13 protein-coding genes and 2 tRNA genes are annotated in these 17,085 nt (G+C 69.8%); 10 read left to right on the top strand and 5 right to left on the bottom strand.

Features of this window, described 5'->3' with window-relative positions:
• Positions 1–174: 174 nt before the first annotated feature.
• From gyrB to ACH4FH_RS04255, 7 genes are all read left to right on the top strand, one after another.
• A complete protein-coding gene (gene gyrB, locus ACH4FH_RS04225) occupies positions 175–2,205 on the top strand; it encodes a DNA topoisomerase (ATP-hydrolyzing) subunit B (RefSeq protein WP_398554404.1) in 2,031 nt (676 codons plus the stop codon).
• 50 nt (positions 2,206–2,255) lie between these two features.
• Positions 2,256–4,874 carry a DNA gyrase subunit A gene (gyrA, locus tag ACH4FH_RS04230; RefSeq protein ID WP_398554187.1) on the top strand — a complete coding sequence of 873 codons (2,619 nt, stop codon included), beginning with the start codon at positions 2,256–2,258 and terminating at the stop codon, positions 4,872–4,874.
• A gap of 14 nt (positions 4,875–4,888) precedes the next feature.
• Positions 4,889–5,554, top strand: a complete 666-nt coding sequence (locus tag ACH4FH_RS04235) for a DUF3566 domain-containing protein (RefSeq protein ID WP_398554188.1) — start codon at positions 4,889–4,891, stop codon at positions 5,552–5,554.
• An 88-nt stretch (positions 5,555–5,642) separates the two neighbouring features.
• Positions 5,643–5,716, top strand: a tRNA-Ile gene (locus tag ACH4FH_RS04240).
• Between the two features lie 190 nt (positions 5,717–5,906).
• Positions 5,907–6,041, top strand: a complete 135-nt coding sequence (locus ACH4FH_RS04245; protein ID WP_003958712.1) for a DLW-39 family protein — start codon at positions 5,907–5,909, stop codon at positions 6,039–6,041.
• Positions 6,042–6,286: 245 nt separating this feature from the next.
• Positions 6,287–8,215 (top strand): VWA domain-containing protein, encoded by a 1,929-nt coding sequence (locus tag ACH4FH_RS04250; protein ID WP_398554189.1) that lies wholly within the window; start codon positions 6,287–6,289, stop codon positions 8,213–8,215.
• Positions 8,212–9,660, top strand: a complete 1,449-nt coding sequence (locus ACH4FH_RS04255; RefSeq protein ID WP_398554190.1) for a hypothetical protein — start codon at positions 8,212–8,214, stop codon at positions 9,658–9,660. Before ACH4FH_RS04250 ends, ACH4FH_RS04255 begins: the two co-directional genes overlap by 4 nt.
• Positions 9,661–9,732: 72 nt before the next feature.
• Here ACH4FH_RS04255 and ACH4FH_RS04260 read toward each other — a convergent pair whose 3' ends face one another.
• The gene (locus ACH4FH_RS04260) at positions 9,733–11,055 is read right to left on the bottom strand and encodes a serine/threonine-protein kinase (protein ID WP_398554191.1); all 1,323 of its coding nucleotides are present in this window, start codon (positions 11,053–11,055) and stop codon (positions 9,733–9,735) included.
• Between the two features lie 50 nt (positions 11,056–11,105).
• Complete coding sequence (locus ACH4FH_RS04265) at positions 11,106–11,654, bottom strand: helix-turn-helix domain-containing protein (protein WP_393893054.1); 549 nt, start codon at positions 11,652–11,654, stop codon at positions 11,106–11,108.
• 127 nt (positions 11,655–11,781) lie between these two features.
• On the opposite strand from ACH4FH_RS04265, the gene ACH4FH_RS04270 reads away from it, so the two are divergent.
• A tRNA-Ala gene (locus tag ACH4FH_RS04270) sits at positions 11,782–11,854 on the top strand.
• 151 nt (positions 11,855–12,005) lie between these two features.
• Here ACH4FH_RS04270 and ACH4FH_RS04275 read toward each other — a convergent pair.
• Complete coding sequence (locus ACH4FH_RS04275; RefSeq protein WP_398554192.1) at positions 12,006–13,049, bottom strand: hypothetical protein; 1,044 nt, start codon at positions 13,047–13,049, stop codon at positions 12,006–12,008.
• 699 nt (positions 13,050–13,748) lie between these two features.
• Positions 13,749–14,513 carry a DUF5324 family protein gene (locus ACH4FH_RS04280; RefSeq protein WP_398554193.1) on the bottom strand — a complete coding sequence of 255 codons (765 nt, stop codon included), beginning with the start codon at positions 14,511–14,513 and terminating at the stop codon, positions 13,749–13,751.
• Positions 14,514–14,832: 319 nt separating this feature from the next.
• Here ACH4FH_RS04280 and ACH4FH_RS04285 point away from each other — a divergent pair, with 319 nt between their 5' ends.
• Both ACH4FH_RS04285 and ACH4FH_RS04290 read left to right on the top strand, forming a co-directional pair.
• Positions 14,833–15,360, top strand: coding sequence for a peptidylprolyl isomerase (locus tag ACH4FH_RS04285; protein ID WP_398554194.1), 528 nt, complete (start codon positions 14,833–14,835; stop codon positions 15,358–15,360).
• 161 nt (positions 15,361–15,521) lie between these two features.
• Positions 15,522–16,427: a rhomboid family intramembrane serine protease gene (locus ACH4FH_RS04290; protein ID WP_398554195.1), complete on the top strand. Its 906-nt coding sequence runs from the start codon at positions 15,522–15,524 to the stop codon at positions 16,425–16,427.
• Positions 16,428–16,728: 301 nt separating this feature from the next.
• Here ACH4FH_RS04290 and crgA read toward each other — a convergent pair whose 3' ends face one another.
• Positions 16,729–16,986 carry a cell division protein CrgA gene (gene crgA, locus ACH4FH_RS04295; RefSeq protein ID WP_393893059.1) on the bottom strand — a complete coding sequence of 86 codons (258 nt, stop codon included), beginning with the start codon at positions 16,984–16,986 and terminating at the stop codon, positions 16,729–16,731.
• Positions 16,987–17,085: the final 99 nt, after the last annotated feature.

Here is a 17,085-nt window from a genome sequence, read left to right on the forward strand (position 1 = left end):
ACATGACGACTCAGGTGCCTGCAAACCCCCATGGATGTCGGCGCTACCGGTAGACTGGGGGCAATCCCGCCCACTCGCGGAACATGTCGAACGACGTAGCCGCTCCCGCCTGTCTTCCCTGGGGTGTCCCCCGCAGGCGCGGAAGGGCTCGTGCTGTGCCAGAAAGGGCGCTTCGTGGCCGACTCCGGCGACCTCAACGAGAACAACACGGCTTCCACAGAAGAGGAGGTTCCTGCCGGTGTCATGGGCGACTCCTCGGTGGAGAAGTCGTATGACGCCAGCGCGATCACTGTCCTCGAAGGCCTGGACGCGGTTCGCAAGCGCCCCGGCATGTACATCGGCTCTACGGGCGAGCGGGGTCTGCACCACCTCGTGCAAGAAGTCGTCGACAACTCCGTCGACGAGGCCATGGCCGGCCACGCCGACACGATCGACGTGACGATCCTGGCCGACGGCGGCGTCCGCGTCATCGACAACGGCCGCGGTATCCCGGTCGGCATCGTGCCGTCGGAGAACAAGCCGGCCGTCGAGGTCGTGATGACCGTGCTGCACGCAGGCGGCAAGTTCGGCGGCGGCGGTTACGCGGTCTCCGGTGGTCTGCACGGCGTGGGTGTCTCGGTCGTGAACGCGCTCTCGCAGCGGGTGGCGGTCGAGGTCCGCACGGACGGCTACCGCTGGACGCAGGAGTACAAGCTCGGTGTGCCGACGGCGCCGCTGGCCAAGCAGGAGGCCACGCAGGAGACCGGCACCTCGGTGACGTTCTGGGCCGACGGCGACATCTTCGAGACCACCGAGTACAGCTTCGAGACGCTGTCCCGGCGCTTCCAGGAGATGGCGTTCCTCAACAAGGGTCTGACGATCGCGCTGACGGACGAGCGCGCGGACCATGTGGACGAGGAGGGCAAGCCCCTCTCGGTGCGCTACCACTACGAGGGCGGCATCGTCGACTTCGTGAAGTACCTGAACTCCCGCAAGGGTGAACTGGTACATCCCACGGTCATCGACGTGGAGGCCGAGGACAAGGAGCGGATGCTCTCGGTCGAGATCGCGATGCAGTGGAACACCCAGTACAGCGAGGGTGTCTACAGCTTCGCGAACACCATCCACACGCATGAGGGCGGTACGCACGAGGAGGGCTTTCGGGCGGCGCTGACCGGGCTGATCAACCGCTACGCCCGCGACAAGAAGCTGCTGCGCGAGAAGGACGACAACCTCACGGGTGAGGACATCCGCGAGGGTCTGACGGCGATCATCTCGATCAAGCTCGGCGAGCCGCAGTTCGAGGGCCAGACGAAGACGAAGCTCGGCAACACCGAGGCGAAGACCTTCGTGCAGAAGGTCGTCCACGAGCACCTCACGGACTGGCTCGACCGCAACCCCAACGAGGCCGCGGACATCATCCGCAAGGGCATCCAGGCGGCGACGGCCCGGGTCGCGGCGCGCAAGGCGCGCGATCTGACCCGCCGCAAGGGTCTGCTGGAGACGGCGTCGCTGCCGGGCAAGCTGAGCGACTGCCAGTCCAACGACCCGACGCAGTGCGAGATCTTCATCGTCGAGGGTGACTCCGCCGGTGGCTCGGCCAAGTCCGGCCGTAACCCGCAGTATCAGGCGATCCTTCCGATCCGAGGCAAGATCCTCAACGTCGAGAAGGCCCGGGTCGACAAGATCCTGCAGAACAACGAGGTCCAGGCGCTGATCTCGGCCTTCGGCACCGGAGTCCACGAGGACTTCGACATCGAGAAGCTCCGCTATCACAAGATCATCCTGATGGCGGACGCCGACGTCGACGGTCAGCACATCAACACCCTGCTGCTCACCTTCCTCTTCCGCTTCATGCGGCCGCTGGTCGAGGCCGGGCACGTCTACCTCTCCCGTCCGCCGCTCTACAAGATCAAGTGGGGCCGGGACGACTTCGAGTACGCGTACTCCGACCCGGAGCGGGACGCGCTCATCGAGATGGGCAAGCAGGCCGGCAAGCGGATCAAGGACGACTCGGTCCAGCGGTTCAAGGGTCTCGGTGAGATGAACGCCGAGGAGCTGCGCATCACGACCATGGACACCGACCACCGTGTCCTGGGTCAGGTCTCGCTGGACGACGCGGCCCGTGCGGACGACTTGTTCTCGGTGCTGATGGGTGAGGACGTCGAAGCACGGCGTTCGTTCATCCAGCGCAACGCCAAGGACGTCCGTTTCCTCGACATCTGAGCCCTGTCGGCCCGTACAACAGCCGCAGCTCGAAAGGACTTTGAACCAGCATGGCCGACGAGAACACCCCTGTGACCCCTGACGGCGTGACCGCCGAGGGCGCGCCCGCCGCCATCGAAGGCGTGGGCATGCGCGTCGAGCCCGTCGGGCTCGAGACGGAGATGCAGCGCTCCTACCTCGACTACGCGATGTCCGTCATCGTCTCGCGTGCGCTGCCCGACGTGCGGGACGGCCTCAAGCCGGTGCACCGCCGCGTGCTGTACGCGATGTACGACGGCGGCTACCGCCCGGAGAAGGGCTTCTACAAGTGCGCCCGCGTCGTCGGCGACGTCATGGGCACGTACCACCCGCACGGCGACTCCTCGATCTACGACGCCCTGGTGCGTCTGGCCCAGCCGTGGTCGATGCGGATGCCGCTGGTGGACTCCAACGGCAACTTCGGTTCTCCGGGCAACGACCCGGCCGCGGCCATGCGGTACACCGAGTGCAAGATGAAGCAGCTGGCCATGGAGATGCTCCGGGACATCGACGAGGAGACCGTCGACTTCCAGGACAACTACGACGGCCGTAACCAGGAGCCGACGGTTCTGCCGGCGCGCTTCCCCAACCTGCTCATCAACGGCTCGGCCGGCATCGCGGTCGGTATGGCCACGAACATCCCGCCGCACAACCTGCGCGAGGTCGCCGCCGGTGCGCAGTGGGCGCTGGAGCACCCCGAGGCCACCAACGAGGAGCTGCTCGACGCGCTCATGGAGCGCATCAAGGGCCCCGACTTCCCCACCGGCGCGCTGGTCGTGGGCCGCAAGGGCATCGAGGAGGCGTACCGCACCGGCCGTGGCTCGATCACGATGCGCGCGGTGGTGGCGGTCGAGGAGATTCAGAACCGCCAGTGCCTGGTGGTGACGGAGCTTCCGTACCAGACCAACCCGGACAACCTCGCGCAGAAGATCGCCGACCTGGTCAAGGACGGCAAGATCGGTGGCATCGCCGACGTCCGTGACGAGACATCCTCGCGCACGGGCCAGCGGCTGGTCATCGTGCTCAAGCGGGACGCGGTCGCCAAGGTCGTCCTCAACAACCTCTACAAGCACACGGACCTGCAGTCGAACTTCGGCGCGAACATGCTCGCCCTGGTCGACGGCGTCCCGCGCACGCTGTCCCTGGACGCGTTCATCCGCAACTGGGTCGCCCACCAGGTCGAGGTCATCGTCCGGCGGACGAAGTTCCGGCTGCGCAAGGCCGAGGAGCGGGCCCACATCCTGCGCGGTCTGCTCAAGGCGCTGGACGCGATCGACGAGGTCATCGCGCTGATCCGGCGCAGCGAGACGGTCGATGTGGCGCGCGAGGGCCTGATGGGCCTGCTGGAGATCGACGAGATCCAGGCCAACGCGATCCTGGAGATGCAGCTGCGCCGGCTGGCCGCCCTGGAGCGCCAGAAGATCACCTCCGAGCACGACGAGCTGCAGCGGAAGATCAGCGAATACAACGCCATCCTGGCCTCCCCGGAGCGCCAGCGGCAGATCATCAGCGAGGAACTGGCCGCGATCGTCGAGAAGTTCGGCGACGACCGGCGCAGCAAGCTGGTGCCCTTCGAGGGCGACATGTCCATCGAGGACCTGATCGCCGAGGAGGACATCGTCGTCACGATCTCCCGTGGCGGCTATGTGAAGCGGACGAAGACCGACGACTACCGCTCGCAGAAGCGCGGCGGCAAGGGCGTCCGCGGTACGAAGCTGAAGGAAGACGACATCGTCGACCACTTCTTCGTCTCCACGACCCACCACTGGCTGCTGTTCTTCACGAACAAGGGCCGGGTCTACCGAGCGAAGGCGTATGAGCTGCCGGACGCCGGGCGGGACGCGCGCGGTCAGCATGTCGCCAACCTGCTGGCGTTCCAGCCGGACGAGCAGATCGCGCAGATCCTGGCGATCCGGGACTACGAGGCCGTGCCGTATCTGGTGCTCGCCACCAAGGCCGGCCTGGTGAAGAAGACGCCGCTCAAGGACTACGACTCGCCGCGTTCCGGCGGTGTGATCGCGATCAACCTGCGCGAGCAGGAGGACGGCACGGACGACGAGCTGATCGGCGCCGAGCTGGTGTCGGAGGCCGACGACCTGCTGCTGATCAGCAAGAAGGCGCAGTCGATCCGCTTCACCGCCACCGATGAGGCGCTGCGGCCCATGGGCCGTGCGACGTCCGGCGTGAAGGGCATGAGCTTCCGCGAGGGGGACGAACTGCTCTCGATGAATGTGGTCCGAGCAGGTACGTTCGTCTTCACCGCCACCGACGGTGGTTACGCCAAGCGCACTCCGGTCGACGAGTACCGCGTCCAGGGCCGAGGCGGCCTGGGCATCAAGGCCGCCAAGATCGTGGAGGACCGGGGTTCGCTGGTCGGCGCGCTGGTCGTCGAGGCAACCGACGAGATCCTCGCGATCACGCTGAGCGGTGGCGTGATCCGTACGCGGGTCAACGAGGTACGCGAGACCGGGCGTGACACGATGGGCGTCCAACTGATCAACCTGGGCAAGCGAGATGCCGTGGTCGGCATCGCACGGAACGCCGAGGCCGGTCGTGAGGCCGAAGAGGTCGACGGGATCGAGCCCGACGAGACCGACGCGGCCGAGGGAACCGAGCCCGCAGCCGAGGGCGAGCAGCCCGCGGCGGAGTAGCACGAGGAGTAGTCGTGAGTGGAGCCACGGGCGCTGCGGCGGGTGGACCGGGAGAAAGCAAGAACTCCCCGTCAGGACCCGCGACCGTGACGGACAACAGCGCCCGTGGCTCCGCCGCGTCCGGCGGCCCCCGGGACGAGGGCTCCTACGAGGGGGGAACCGTGACCGATACGCGCCAGCCGCAACCGCAACCGCAGGCTCAGGGCGGTCAGCAGCCGTACCAGCCGCCCCAGGCGTACAGCACGGGCGGAGGCAAGGCCGGCGGACAGTCGGTGCGTCTGCCGCGCACCGGAGCGCGTACGGCGCCGCGCACCCGCAAGGCCCGCCTCCGGGTGGCCCGCGCCGATCCCTGGTCGGTGATGAAGGTCAGTTTTCTGCTCTCCATCGCGCTGGGCATCTGCACCGTCGTGGCCGTCTCGGTGCTGTGGATGGTGATGGACGCGATGGGCGTCTTTTCCACCGTCGGCGGCACGCTCAGTGAGGCGACCGGCTCCGGGGACGGCGGGGGCTTCGATCTCCAGTCGTTCCTTTCGCTGCCGCGGGTGCTGCTGTTCACAGGGATCATCTCGGTGATCGACGTGGTGCTGGCGACGGCACTGGCCACGCTCGGCGCCTTCATCTACAACCTGTCGGCGGGCTTCGTCGGCGGGGTGGAGCTCACCCTCGCCGAGGACGAGTGAGGCCCTGCTGGGAGCCCGTTCCGGGTGCTGCGGGAACCGATTTTGGGAACGCCTCTGAAGTGCGCTAATCTTTCGGTGCAGCGAACGCGCGGCTATAGCTCAGACGGTTAGAGCGCTTCCCTGATAAGGAAGAGGCCCCAGGTTCAAGTCCTGGTAGCCGCACTGCACAATCGGCCCGGCCGGAGATTTCTCCGGCCGGGCCGATTCGTTGTGCCGGGCCGCGAGTTGGGTGTGTGCCGGGCCGCGAGCGGGGGCGGTTGCCGGGTGCGGGCTAGATAACCGATCGGTATCGGTCGGTGTGTATCATCGGCCACCATAGGTCCCCTACGTCAACGAAAGACGAGGTCGCGCGGTGAAGAAGCTTCTCCTGGTCGCACTGGCCGCCATCGGCGGGCTCCTCGTGTACCGCCAGATCCAGGCGGATCGCGCCGAGCAGGATCTGTGGACGGAGGCGACCGACTCCGTGCCCGCAGGTTCGGGTGTGTGAGACCCAACGCGCAGCACATTGCGTACGAACCCCGGTTGCCCCTAGGCGACCGGGGTTTCGTGCGTCCGGGGCGGGGAGGGCGCGTGGTGTGGTGCTGCACCGGGGTGGCCGGTGGGCGCCGGGCGTTGGCCGTTGCAGGACCGTAACGGCCCCCACTCTTGAATTTGCTAAAGCACACCATTAGATTGCAGCAGCAAAGTTCATATGTGTGATGTGACATGTGGGACCAAGGGGGACGAGGGGACATGGCACGACGACCACGCAGGGGGGCGGTGGCGCTGCTCGGCGGGCTGCTGCTGGCCCTCGCCACGGCGCCGCTCCAGGCGGTGGCCGCACCGGCAGCGCCCGCGGCGCCGGCCGCCGACGGCACCGGGATGGTGATGGTGCTGGACTCGTCCGGCTCGATGGCCGAAAAGGACGGCTCCGGAAGCACCCGGATCGCCGCCGCCCGCAAGGCCGTCGGCACGGTCGTTGACGCGCTCCCCGACGGCTACCCCACCGGACTGCGGGTCTACGGCGCCGACAAGCCCAAGGGATGCGACGACACCCGGCTCGCCCAGCCCGTGTCACCCCTGGACCGGGCAGGCATGAAGCGGGCCGTCGCCGGGGTGACTCCCAAGGGGGACACCCCAATCGGGCTGTCGCTGCGCAAGGCCGCCGCCGACCTGCCCAAGGCCGCGGCCGGCTCGATCGGCAAGCGCACGATCCTGCTGATCTCCGACGGCGAGGACAACTGCAAGACGCCACCCTGCCGGGTCGCCGCCCAACTGGCCGCCTCCGGCGTCGACCTGCACATCGACGCCATCGGCTTCCAGGTGGCAGGCGCCGCACGTCAGCAGCTGGAATGCCTGGCGAAGGCCGGCAACGGGCAGTACTACGACGCCCCGGACGCCGCGTCGCTCGCCCGCCAGCTGCAGCGGGCCGGCCAACTCTCCGCGGACGGCTACCGCTTCAAGGGGGAGAAGGTCCGTGGCACCGCCACCCAAGGCGGCGCGCCCACCATCGCCCCGGGGCAGTACCTCGACACCATCGGGCCCAACGAAGAGCGCTTTTACGCCACCGATCTCGACGCCCCCTCGACGGCCAACTTCTCGGCGACCGTGGTGCCGCAGCCCGGGGCGGCCGTCGACTCCCTCGACACCTTGCGTACGAGGATCGCGTACGGCACCAGCAGTGCCTGCGACTCCACCTCGGAACTGTTCGGACAGCAGGAGGGCGCGACGCCGCTCACCTCGGGCGTCAGCCGGATTCCCTCGGAGAGCGGCACCAACGGCTGCGACAAGGCCGGCCGGTACTGGCTCGTCGTCGAGCGCAAGGCCGCCAAGGGCTCGGACGCCACACGTTGGCCGCTGGAGCTGACCTTCGACGTCGAGGCCCCGCTGAAGAAGGGCGTCACCCCCGCCCAGTCGGAGCCGGAGTACGGCGCGGGCGGCAAGGACGCCACACTGCCGACCACCGTGCCCGAGGACGTCACCGGCGGCACCGGCTTCAACGACGCCCGTCCGCTCGCCCAGGGCGTGTGGCGGGACAAGATCCTTCCCTCGCAGACCCTTTGGTACAAGGTCCCGGTCGGGTGGGGACAGCAACTGCGCTACGACGTGGAGTTCGCCAACGAGCCGACGGTCAAGGGCTATGGCGCCGGCAGCTCCTACGCGGGCACCCAGGTCTACACCCCCTCGCGGACCCCGGTCGGCAGCGGAACCGGTGAGTTCAGCGCGCAGGTCCCCTACAACGGCCGGCTGGCGTCGCTGAGCATGGGGACGGTGCCGGTGGCGTGGACCAACCGCTACGAGAGCCACCCCAACACCCTTCCCGTGCACCGCAAGGGCGACTTCTACATCGCGGTGACCCTGGGTGCCAAGGCAGCGGAGATCGCCGAGAACGCCCGGATCGGTGTGGTGCTGCGGGTCGCGGTGCTCGGCAAGGAGAGGACCGGTCCGCAGGCCGGCGCGGCCGCCGTCAAGGCAGGGGCGGACGCGGACCTGGCCGGGCCCTCCGCGGCGGACGGTGCCGGCGGCGGGGCAGGATGGGCGGCGGGCCCCGTGGTGGCGGCCGTCTCCTTCGGTGCGGGCGGCCTGCTGCTCGCGGGGCTGGCGGTGGCCTACCTGCGGGCCCGCAGGAAGCAGCATCCGGACGGTGGGAACGGGGATCCGATGAGAGGTGGCTCGTGGTGACGGGGCGGACAGCACACAGGGGTCTGGCCGCGCTGGCGGCGCTCGCGGTGGTAGCGCTCATGCCGGGGTCGGTGGCCACGGCCGCGGAGCCGCCCGCCTACCGTCCGGCGGACGGCGCCAAGGCCACGAAGGGCACCTCCAGTGCCGCGGACGCGCCCCAGATCACGCCCGGCCTCTACACCGACGTCATCGAGCGAGGGGAGACGCATTACTACGCGGTCACCCTCGACGCCAAGTCCAGCGCCTACTTCTCCGCGGTCGCCGCGCCCGAGCCCGGCACCAAGGTGGCGGACTCCGGCGACCGCCTGACCGTCAGCGTCCAGGACAGCAGCGGCAACACCTGCAGCACGGACGCCACTCCGACCTTCCACGGGGGCGACACGGCCTACCCCATCGCCGACTACGCCACCCGGCGCATCGGCAGTGACCGGACGCAGTGTCAGGAGGCGGGCCCCTACTACCTGGTGATCGGCCGCGAGGGGTCGGCGACCTCCGGGCCCGACCGCTGGCCGATCGAGGTGGGCTATCTCAGCGAGCCCGCGCTCAAGGGCAGCACCCCGGGGCAGCCGGGCGAGGGCAGCTGGAGCACCGTCACGCCCGCACCCCCCACGGCCACCGGCAAGCGCACGGCCAAGGGCGGCACGGGTTTCAACGACGCCGGGTCGGTCGGCGCCGGCGTCTGGAAGGACCGGATCACGCCCGGCGAGACCCGCTTCTACCGGGTACCGGTCGACTGGGGTCAGCAGCTCAATCTGCGGGCCGAGCTGCCGAACGCCAAGACCGGGTCCACCGAGTACGTCTCCGACGCGCTCGGGCTGAGCGTCTACAACCCGGCGCGTGGTGCGGTCAGCGACGACAACTTCGTCTCGTACGACGGCAAGCCCGCCGTCGCGAAGGAGTTCACCGCGCCGGTCGCCTACGGCAACCGCTTCCACACCTCCGACGCGATCAGCGCGATGCGGTTCGCGGGCTGGTACTACCTCGAAGTGACCCTGCACCCGGATGCGGCGCAGTTCTTCCCCAAGGGGGCGGACCTCACCCTCCGTGTGGATGTGCGCGGTACGCCGAAGCAGGGGCCGGGCTACGCCGGACCGGCGAGCGACTTCTCCGTGACGCCCGACGAGCGGGAGATGGCCGACAAGGGCCAGAGCGAGCAGGAGGCGGCGCAGAGCGGCACGCTGCGGACGGTGGCCTACGCCGGGATCGGCGTGGGCGTCGTGCTGGTCACGGGCCTCGCGGTCTGGACCGTGGTGGCGCGGCGCAGGTCCGCGGCGCCGGGCGCGCCCGGCGCCGACACCGGCGCGGTTTCCGGAGGCGGCCCACAGGCGCCGGCCGACGGGTCGTGGCCCGGGCAGCAGTTCCCCCGGCAGGGCGGGCAGACGCTGCAGGACCCGGGCGGGCAGGCGACACAGGACCGTCAGTTCGGGCCGCCGCGGGGCTGGTAGCGGCGCGGCGGCCGGCCGGTGGGGTTCCTGGCCCCGGACCGGCCGGCACGCCCGTACGGGCCGCGTGACGGCTCAGGAAGCCATCAGGGCCCAGACTCCCACCGCGATGCACAGCAACGCGACGATCAGCACCGGGACCGCGACCTTCGGGGGTGGTCCCGGTTTCCTTTCCGGCGAGGCGACGGCCCGCACCGCGGGGGTGTGCGCGCCGAACGGGGCCTGCCCGGGGGCCGGGTACTGACCGGCGGTGTACGGGCGGGTCGCCGACTGCTCCGGGCGGACGGCCGCCGTGGGCTCGTACGCCGGGATCGGGGTCGGCGGCGGGGTGGTGGGCGGGGACGGGATGTGGTGTCCGCCCGGCATCGGGGTCGGCGTCGGTGTGGGCGGCGTGCTCGGCTGCTGCGGCGCGGAGAACGGTTGCTCCGGAGGCGCGAGCGGGAAGCTGCCGGTCTCGGACATCGACGCCGGGCCGGTGGTCGCGCCCGGCCCGGGGGCGGCGGTACCGTCCGCGGCCGTGAGGGGGCCGTCGGGGCCGAAGCCCGCCGGCAGCGGCCCTATGTGGTCGAAGACCTCGACGATCTCGTCCTCGATCGTCGCTTCGGGCAGCAGCTCGACCGCCGACAGGATCGCCTTGCGCGCCCCGGTGGCCGTCTTGAACCGCGCTTCGGGGTCCGGGTGCAGCAGCGTGGCCAGCACCTGCCACAGCGGCTCGGGGACGCCCTCCGGGGCGTGCGGGATGCCGTGCTGCGCGAAGCGCCGGATCAGTGCCTCGGAGTCCGGCTTGGTGCCGGTGATCAGGTAGAGCGCCACCAGGCCGACCGCGAAGAGGTCCGCCGGGAAGTCCGGCTCGGCACCCAGCATCTGCTCGGGCGCGAAGTAACCGGGTGTCCCCATCACGTAGTTGGTCTCGGTGAGCCGCGGCTCACCCTTGCGCATCGAGATGCCGAAGTCCGACAGCCGCAGATGCGGTCGGCCGGTGCCGGTGGCCTCCAGCAGGATGTTCGCCGGCTTGATGTCGCGGTGCACCACGCCCTCCGCGTGCACCGCCGTCAGACCGGCCAGCAGCTGGTCCAGCAGGGTGCACACGAAGCGCGGCGGCAACGGGCCGTAGTCACCGATCAGATGGGCCAGCGATCCGCCGTTGACCAGGTCCATGGTGAACAGGACGTTGTCGTCGTCAGCGGCCCAGCTCGCCGGGGCCAGCACATGCGGATGGTCGATGCGCAGCGCCTGTTCGCGTACGAAGCGCAGCAGTGTGTGCGCGTCGCTCTGCTGCAGCACCTTGGCCGCGACATAGCGGCGGCGCCGGTGGTCCCAGGCGCGCCAGACCGCGCCCACACCGCCTCGGCCGATCGGATCGATCAGCTCGTACCGAGCGGCGAAGATCTCACCCATTGCGCCCCGTTCGCTTTCCGGCTCCGCGAGCTCCGCTGCGGAACATCCCGCTATCCCTGGTGCGCCTCGTAGTGGGCGACCGCGTCGGCGGTGCGACCGGCACCGTAGACCCTGAGGAACTCTGCCAGCTCGGGGTGAGTCGGGGCGAGGGTGTTCGCCGCATCGATGATGTCCCCCGCGTCCGAGACCGAGCGCAGCAGCGACTGGATCTCCCGCACCACGCGCCGCACGGTCGTCGCGCCCGTCGACGAGGTGGCCTGCGCGGTGTTGTTCAGCACCGAGCCGCCTGCCGTCTTCTTGATCTCGTCCATGCGGTCGGTGGCCTCGGCGGCGCTCGCACTGCCGTCGGCGACCTGCCCGGCCAGTTCCTGCAGTGCCTGCACGCGCTGCACGACGGCCGGGTTGCCTATCTTCGCGCGCTGCCCGCTCATCAACTGGGACAGCATCGGGGCGGACAGACCGAGCACAGAGGCAAGTCGCGCCTGGTTGAGACCGAGATCGTCGATGAGACGGCGGAACAGTGCGCCCAGAGGCTCCCCGTACCAACTGCGCTGCAGTTCCCGGGCCCGCGCGGTGGCTTCCTGCTGTGCTGCGTCCATGCCGTCTCCCCATCTCCCCGATACGCTTCGCTGCCGCGAATCTCGCGAAGCATCCTACGGAGAGCAACCGCGCCCGGCGATACCCGGTCGGGAAAGCGGCCGGGCACCGGGTACCCTGGTGCGCGAAGGGGCCTTAGCTCAGTTGGTAGAGCGCTGTCTTTGCATGGCAGATGTCAGGGGTTCGACTCCCCTAGGCTCCACCTTCAAAAAGGCCCTCCGACCAGCTGTTAAGGCTGGTCGGAGGGCCTTTTTCGTGGAACCTCCGCGGACCCGGGGCTGCGCGGAGGTTTTCTCGGTGGGATGTCGGGAGAGCGGGTCCGGGGCGTTCACCGGCCGATGTACCGCGGCGGGTTACGCGCGTGCCGGGGACACACCCACCTCCCGCGGGCGCCACAGCAGCGCCGCGGCCGCGAGCGCGGCGCTCACCACGGCGAGCCCCACCGCCAGCATTTCCGGCCAGGCGTCGGCATCACCCAGGACACTGCGCAGCGGGCCCACGAGGCCCACCCGGGACAGCGCGTGCAGCATGATGACGCCGACGGCCGCGGTCGCGCTCGCCGTCCAGGCCAGGGCCGTGTCCCGGACCGCGAGCCAGCCGGCCAGCAGCAGGTAGACCACGGTGATGGTCATCGAGAGACCGTTGCCCCCGTCCTGACCGGGCGCCTCGCCCACCGGCAGGTGGCTCAGTCCGCAGGCGGCCAGTGCCACGGCCGCGGGCCAGCGCAGCGTGGACCGCAGCACTCCGCCGGTGTTGTAGTCCTGCCGGTACGACGCGCCTACGTGGCCGCGGTCGGAGCGGTCGTGGTGGCTCCGGGCGGTCGTCTGCGGGGGGTGCGTCGGGTAGGGCGTCGTGGTACCCCACATCACGCGCTGGCCCTGGGTGGTCGCCTGTGCGGAGCCGGCCGGGTCAGGGGGCGCGTGTTCGGGCTGGAGTGGGACGGCCCAGGTGCCCGCCATCGGGTCGCCACCGGGGAAGGACCGGTCATCGTCCTGGCTCTCCGCCGACCCGCTGTGGTCGTCGGTGCGGCCGAACAGCGAGATCAGTTCCGCGACCTCTTCGACCGACCGGCCGATGGCCGCTGCGCGCAGGGCCTCGTGGCATGAGTCGGCCGTGCGCGGATCGTTGAGCAGGGCGACCAGGGGTCCCACCTCGCTCACCGGACGGGTGACTGCCGCCACGCGCAGTGCCTCGTCGGCGGAGTGGTAGTCGTCACCGTTGCGCTTGAGGAGTGCTACCAGGGCGGCGACCTCCTCCAGGGGGCGGTTGGTGGCTGCCGCCCACACGAGCGTGCGGACGGAGGTGGCTTCCGGGGTCGCGTGCGGGCGGGTCTCGTCGGGGTCTGTCGTGGACAGGTCGGCGTCGCCGTTGCCGAGAAGTGCTTGTTCGGAGGACATCGAGGACTCCACTGAACGAGGGGGAGCGCCAAACACCGGAGGCGCTGACACTCAGCGAGCGTTGAGCATGCTGATCCTCAGCCAACTGCCCCCATGGCCGCCCGCGCCATTCGAAAAGGCCATCCGGTGGACGCCACGCCGAACCGCCGGGCGCGTCGCGCTTCGCCACGCCCGGAGAATCCGATACGGCGACAGAGGGCGGTCGTACGGCGGATGGTGTCGACCCGTCAGCAATTCGGCGGGGGGCGGGGCGTCGCCTCGCCACGGCGAGCTGACGGTGGTCGGCCGGTTCGCTGCCCATTTGTGGATCACGATTCGAGGGCCGGCCGTGTCGTGGACGTCCCGCGCCCGCTGCTGTACTCGAGAGGCGGACGAGCCCTTCGGCGGCCGGTACGCCGTGGCCGGGTGTCCGGCCGGCTCCAGGGTTGCCGCGGTGCTCACGGAGACCGCGTGAACGGCCCGCCATGGCCCTGCCGTCATGAATCCGAGGACCGGCCTGCGGACCACACCGACGCGCCTTGTACGGGGCCGCGACTCGCCGTCCTTCGCGCGCTGAACGCCGACGGGCTGCTCGCTTCCGACCTCAAGGGCGGAGGCGAGCGGGTAGCCACCGGTTCCCTGAACCCATGGCACGGGCCGGGCCCGCCACCCGATCGAGGGGTGGCGGGCCCGGCCCGTGCCATGAACGTGGTGCCTGCCTCAGGCCGTGTTGCCGCGGCGCCGTTCGTCCGACTCCGACTCCGCCTGCTTCGCCTGGACCTCGGGGTCGAGGGACGCGCCCTCGCTCCCGTCGACGGCGTTGAGGTGGGCCCGGTCGCCGACCTCGGTGGGCGCCGGCGGCTCGACCAGCCAGTCGGGGTTGGCCTGCTTGTCCCACCACTTCCAGGCGGCGACCGCGCCGCCCGCCAGGATGCCGACCACCGCGAGCCGCTTGGCCAACTTGCCCGCGCGAGCCCGTCGGTTGTGCTTCTTGACGAGTTTCTCGATCTCGCGGGCCGTCACCCCACCGCGCAGCGCGGCGAGCGCCGCGGTGCCACGGGCGACCGCCTCGTCGCGTACCGGCTCGGCGGCGGCGCGAGCGGTGCCCACGGCGCTCTCCAGTCGCGGCGCGGTGTAGTCGGCGGCCTGCCGCGCGACCGCCTTGGTGCGGTGCGCGGCACGGTGGGCGGCGGCGTCGACCCTGGGAGGCAGCGCGCCCCGGGCGTGCTCGAGGCGCGGCTGCAGATGAGCGTCGTACTGGGTCCGGGCCTGCTGAGCGGCCTCGGCCACCTTCGGAGCCACGCGGGTGCGGGCCTCATGAGCGGCTTCGGCCACCTTGGGGGCCACGCGGGTGCGGGCCTCATGAGCGAAGTGCACGGCGGTGTCCTTGGCCGTACCGGCATAGGGAGCCACCACCTCCGCGGCGTGCCGCACGCTGTCCCTGGCCGTACCGGTCGCGGCGCGCACGCTGTCCTTGCGGGTCACGGGATCCTCCTCCTCGGTGGCGTGTCCGGGGCTTTGGGGGTTGGTCCCCCATGTCTGCTGTGTCGCCTGTCCACCCGATTGAAGATCATGCCTGCTCACGTTCCGTACGGCATGTGTGAGCGGGCATCCGGGTCATTGGGGACCTTCCGGAGCCTTGTGATGACAATGCCACGATTTGCCGCCCGACGCCCCGCTACCGACCGACCGGAGGCAGGAAAGAAATCTGTACGACGTCGTCCGGGGGCGCAGGCCGAACGACGGGCGGGCGTGACCGTGCGAGGATCGGGAGCCGTCAGCGAAGACTTATGGAAGGTAGACCGTGGCTGAACAGCTCTACGCCACCCTGAAGACCAACCAGGGCGACATCGAGATCCGGCTCCTGCCGAACCATGCACCGAAGACGGTCAGGAACTTCGTCGAGCTCGCCAAGGGCGAGCGGGAGTGGACCAACCCGGAGACCGGCCGGAAGACCACGGACAAGCTGTACGACGGCACGGTCTTCCACCGGGTGATCGAGGGCTTCATGCTCCAGGGCGGCGACCCGCTGGGCAACGGCACCGGCGGCCCGGGCTACGAGTTCGCCGACGAGTTCCACCCCGACCTGGCCTTCAACAAGCCCTACCTGTTGGCCATGGCCAACGCCGGTCCGGGTACCAACGGCTCGCAGTTCTTCATCACCGTCTCGCCGACCGCGTGGCTGACCGGCAAGCACACCATCTTCGGTGAGGTCACCAACGAGGCGAGCAAGAAGGTCGTCGACGCCATCGGCACCACGCCGACCAACCCGCGCACCGACCGCCCGGTGCAGGACGTGGTCATCGAGACGGTCGTCGTCGAGAGCCGCTGAGCAGGTCCGGTTCGCCCGGTCCGCACGGGATTCGGCCCGGCCCGGGCCCGGAGCGCGGACCGAAAGCGACCCGCCCAGGGAACCAATACGCCCCGCCCGGTCGTACTCCGGGCGGGGCTGTGCGTTGATACGCCCCGACGGAGAAGAGGACGAGGGAAGCGATGGACCAGGTGCCAGGCAGCCCGCAGGAGCCGCAGAACGCACACGGCGACAGCCTGCCCGGCTGTTACCGCCATCCGGACCGTACGACCGGCATCCGCTGCGCCCGCTGCGAGAAGCCGATCTGCACCGACTGCATGGTCAGTGCATCGGTCGGCTTCCAGTGCCCGGACTGCGTCCGCGGTGGCGGCGGCACCGGGCACACGGCGCAGGCGTCGGTGCCGCGCACGATCGCCGGCGGCACCATCGCGGCCGACCCGCGGCTGATCACCAAGATCCTGCTGGGTATCAACGCCGCCGTCCTCATCGCCGTGCTGGCGACGGGCGACGAGCTCGTCGACCGGCTCGACATGCTCGGCCTCGCCTTCGACCCGAACCGCGCCCAGCTCGCCGGTGTCGCCGACGGCGAGTGGTACCGCCTGGTCAGTGCGATGTTCCTGCACCAGCAGCTGCCGCACTTCGCCTTCAACATGCTGTCGCTGTGGTGGCTGGGCCCGTCGCTGGAGGCGGCGCTCGGCCGCGTCCGCTTCATCGCGCTCTACATGCTGTCCGGTCTGGGCGGCAGCGCCCTGTCGTATCTCCTCGCCGCGCAGAACCAGCCCTCGCTCGGTGCCTCGGGCGCGATCTTCGGTCTGCTGGGGGCGACCGCCGTGCTGATGCGGCGGATGAATTACGACATGAAGCCGGTCCTGATCCTGCTCGGCCTCAACCTGGTCTTCACGTTCCTGTGGCCGAACATCGCCTGGCAGGCCCATGTCGGTGGCCTGGTGGTCGGCGCCGCGGTGGCCTTCGGGATGGTGCACGCCCCGCGCGACCGCCGGACGCAGGTGCACATCGCGACCTGTGTCGTGGCGCTGTTGGCCGTCGTCGCGGTGGTGTGGGTGCGGACCGTCCAGCTGGTCGGCTGACCCTCCGGCCGACGGGCTGAGAGGGCCCCCGTCCCGCTCCGCCTGGTGGGGATGACCAGGACGATGGGGCCCTCCGCCGCATGTTGTCCACAGTGCGTGGCGGATCTTGTGCAAGCTGTGGGGAACACCCGTTCCGTACCCCGCTGACCTGCGTTTCCCCAGGAAGAACAAGGGAAGACGGGGTCTGGTGGTTGCCGCCGCCGATCACACCGGCGTCAACCTCCAGAGGGTTATCCACAGATCTTCTGAAGTTTTCCCCGGCTGTGGATAACCGTGTGGATGGCCTTGGGCAGGGCTTGCGCTACTTCCACTGGGTGGATACGCCGAAGCCCACCGCGATGAAGCCGAAACCGCACACGATGTTCCAGTTGCCCATGTCCTTGATCGGCAGATCACCCTCGGACACGTAGAACAGGACGATCCAGGCGAGTCCGATCAGGAACATCGCCAGCATCAAGGGTGCGACCCAGCTGCGGCCCGACGTCATCTTCAGACTGGTGGTCTGCTTCGCCGGCGGCGGCGTGAAGTCGTCCTTCTTGCGGATCCGTGACTTCGGCACGAGGAACTCTCCTGTCGATGTGCTGCTCCCCCATCCGACGGGGGCTGTACGGAATGGGAGCCGGGTGGGAAGCGGCGGGGATCGGTTCCTCGCCCGGGC

This window comes from Streptomyces sp. NPDC017993, assembly GCF_044328065.1.
Classification (GTDB): Bacteria; Actinomycetota; Actinomycetes; order Streptomycetales; family Streptomycetaceae; genus Streptomyces.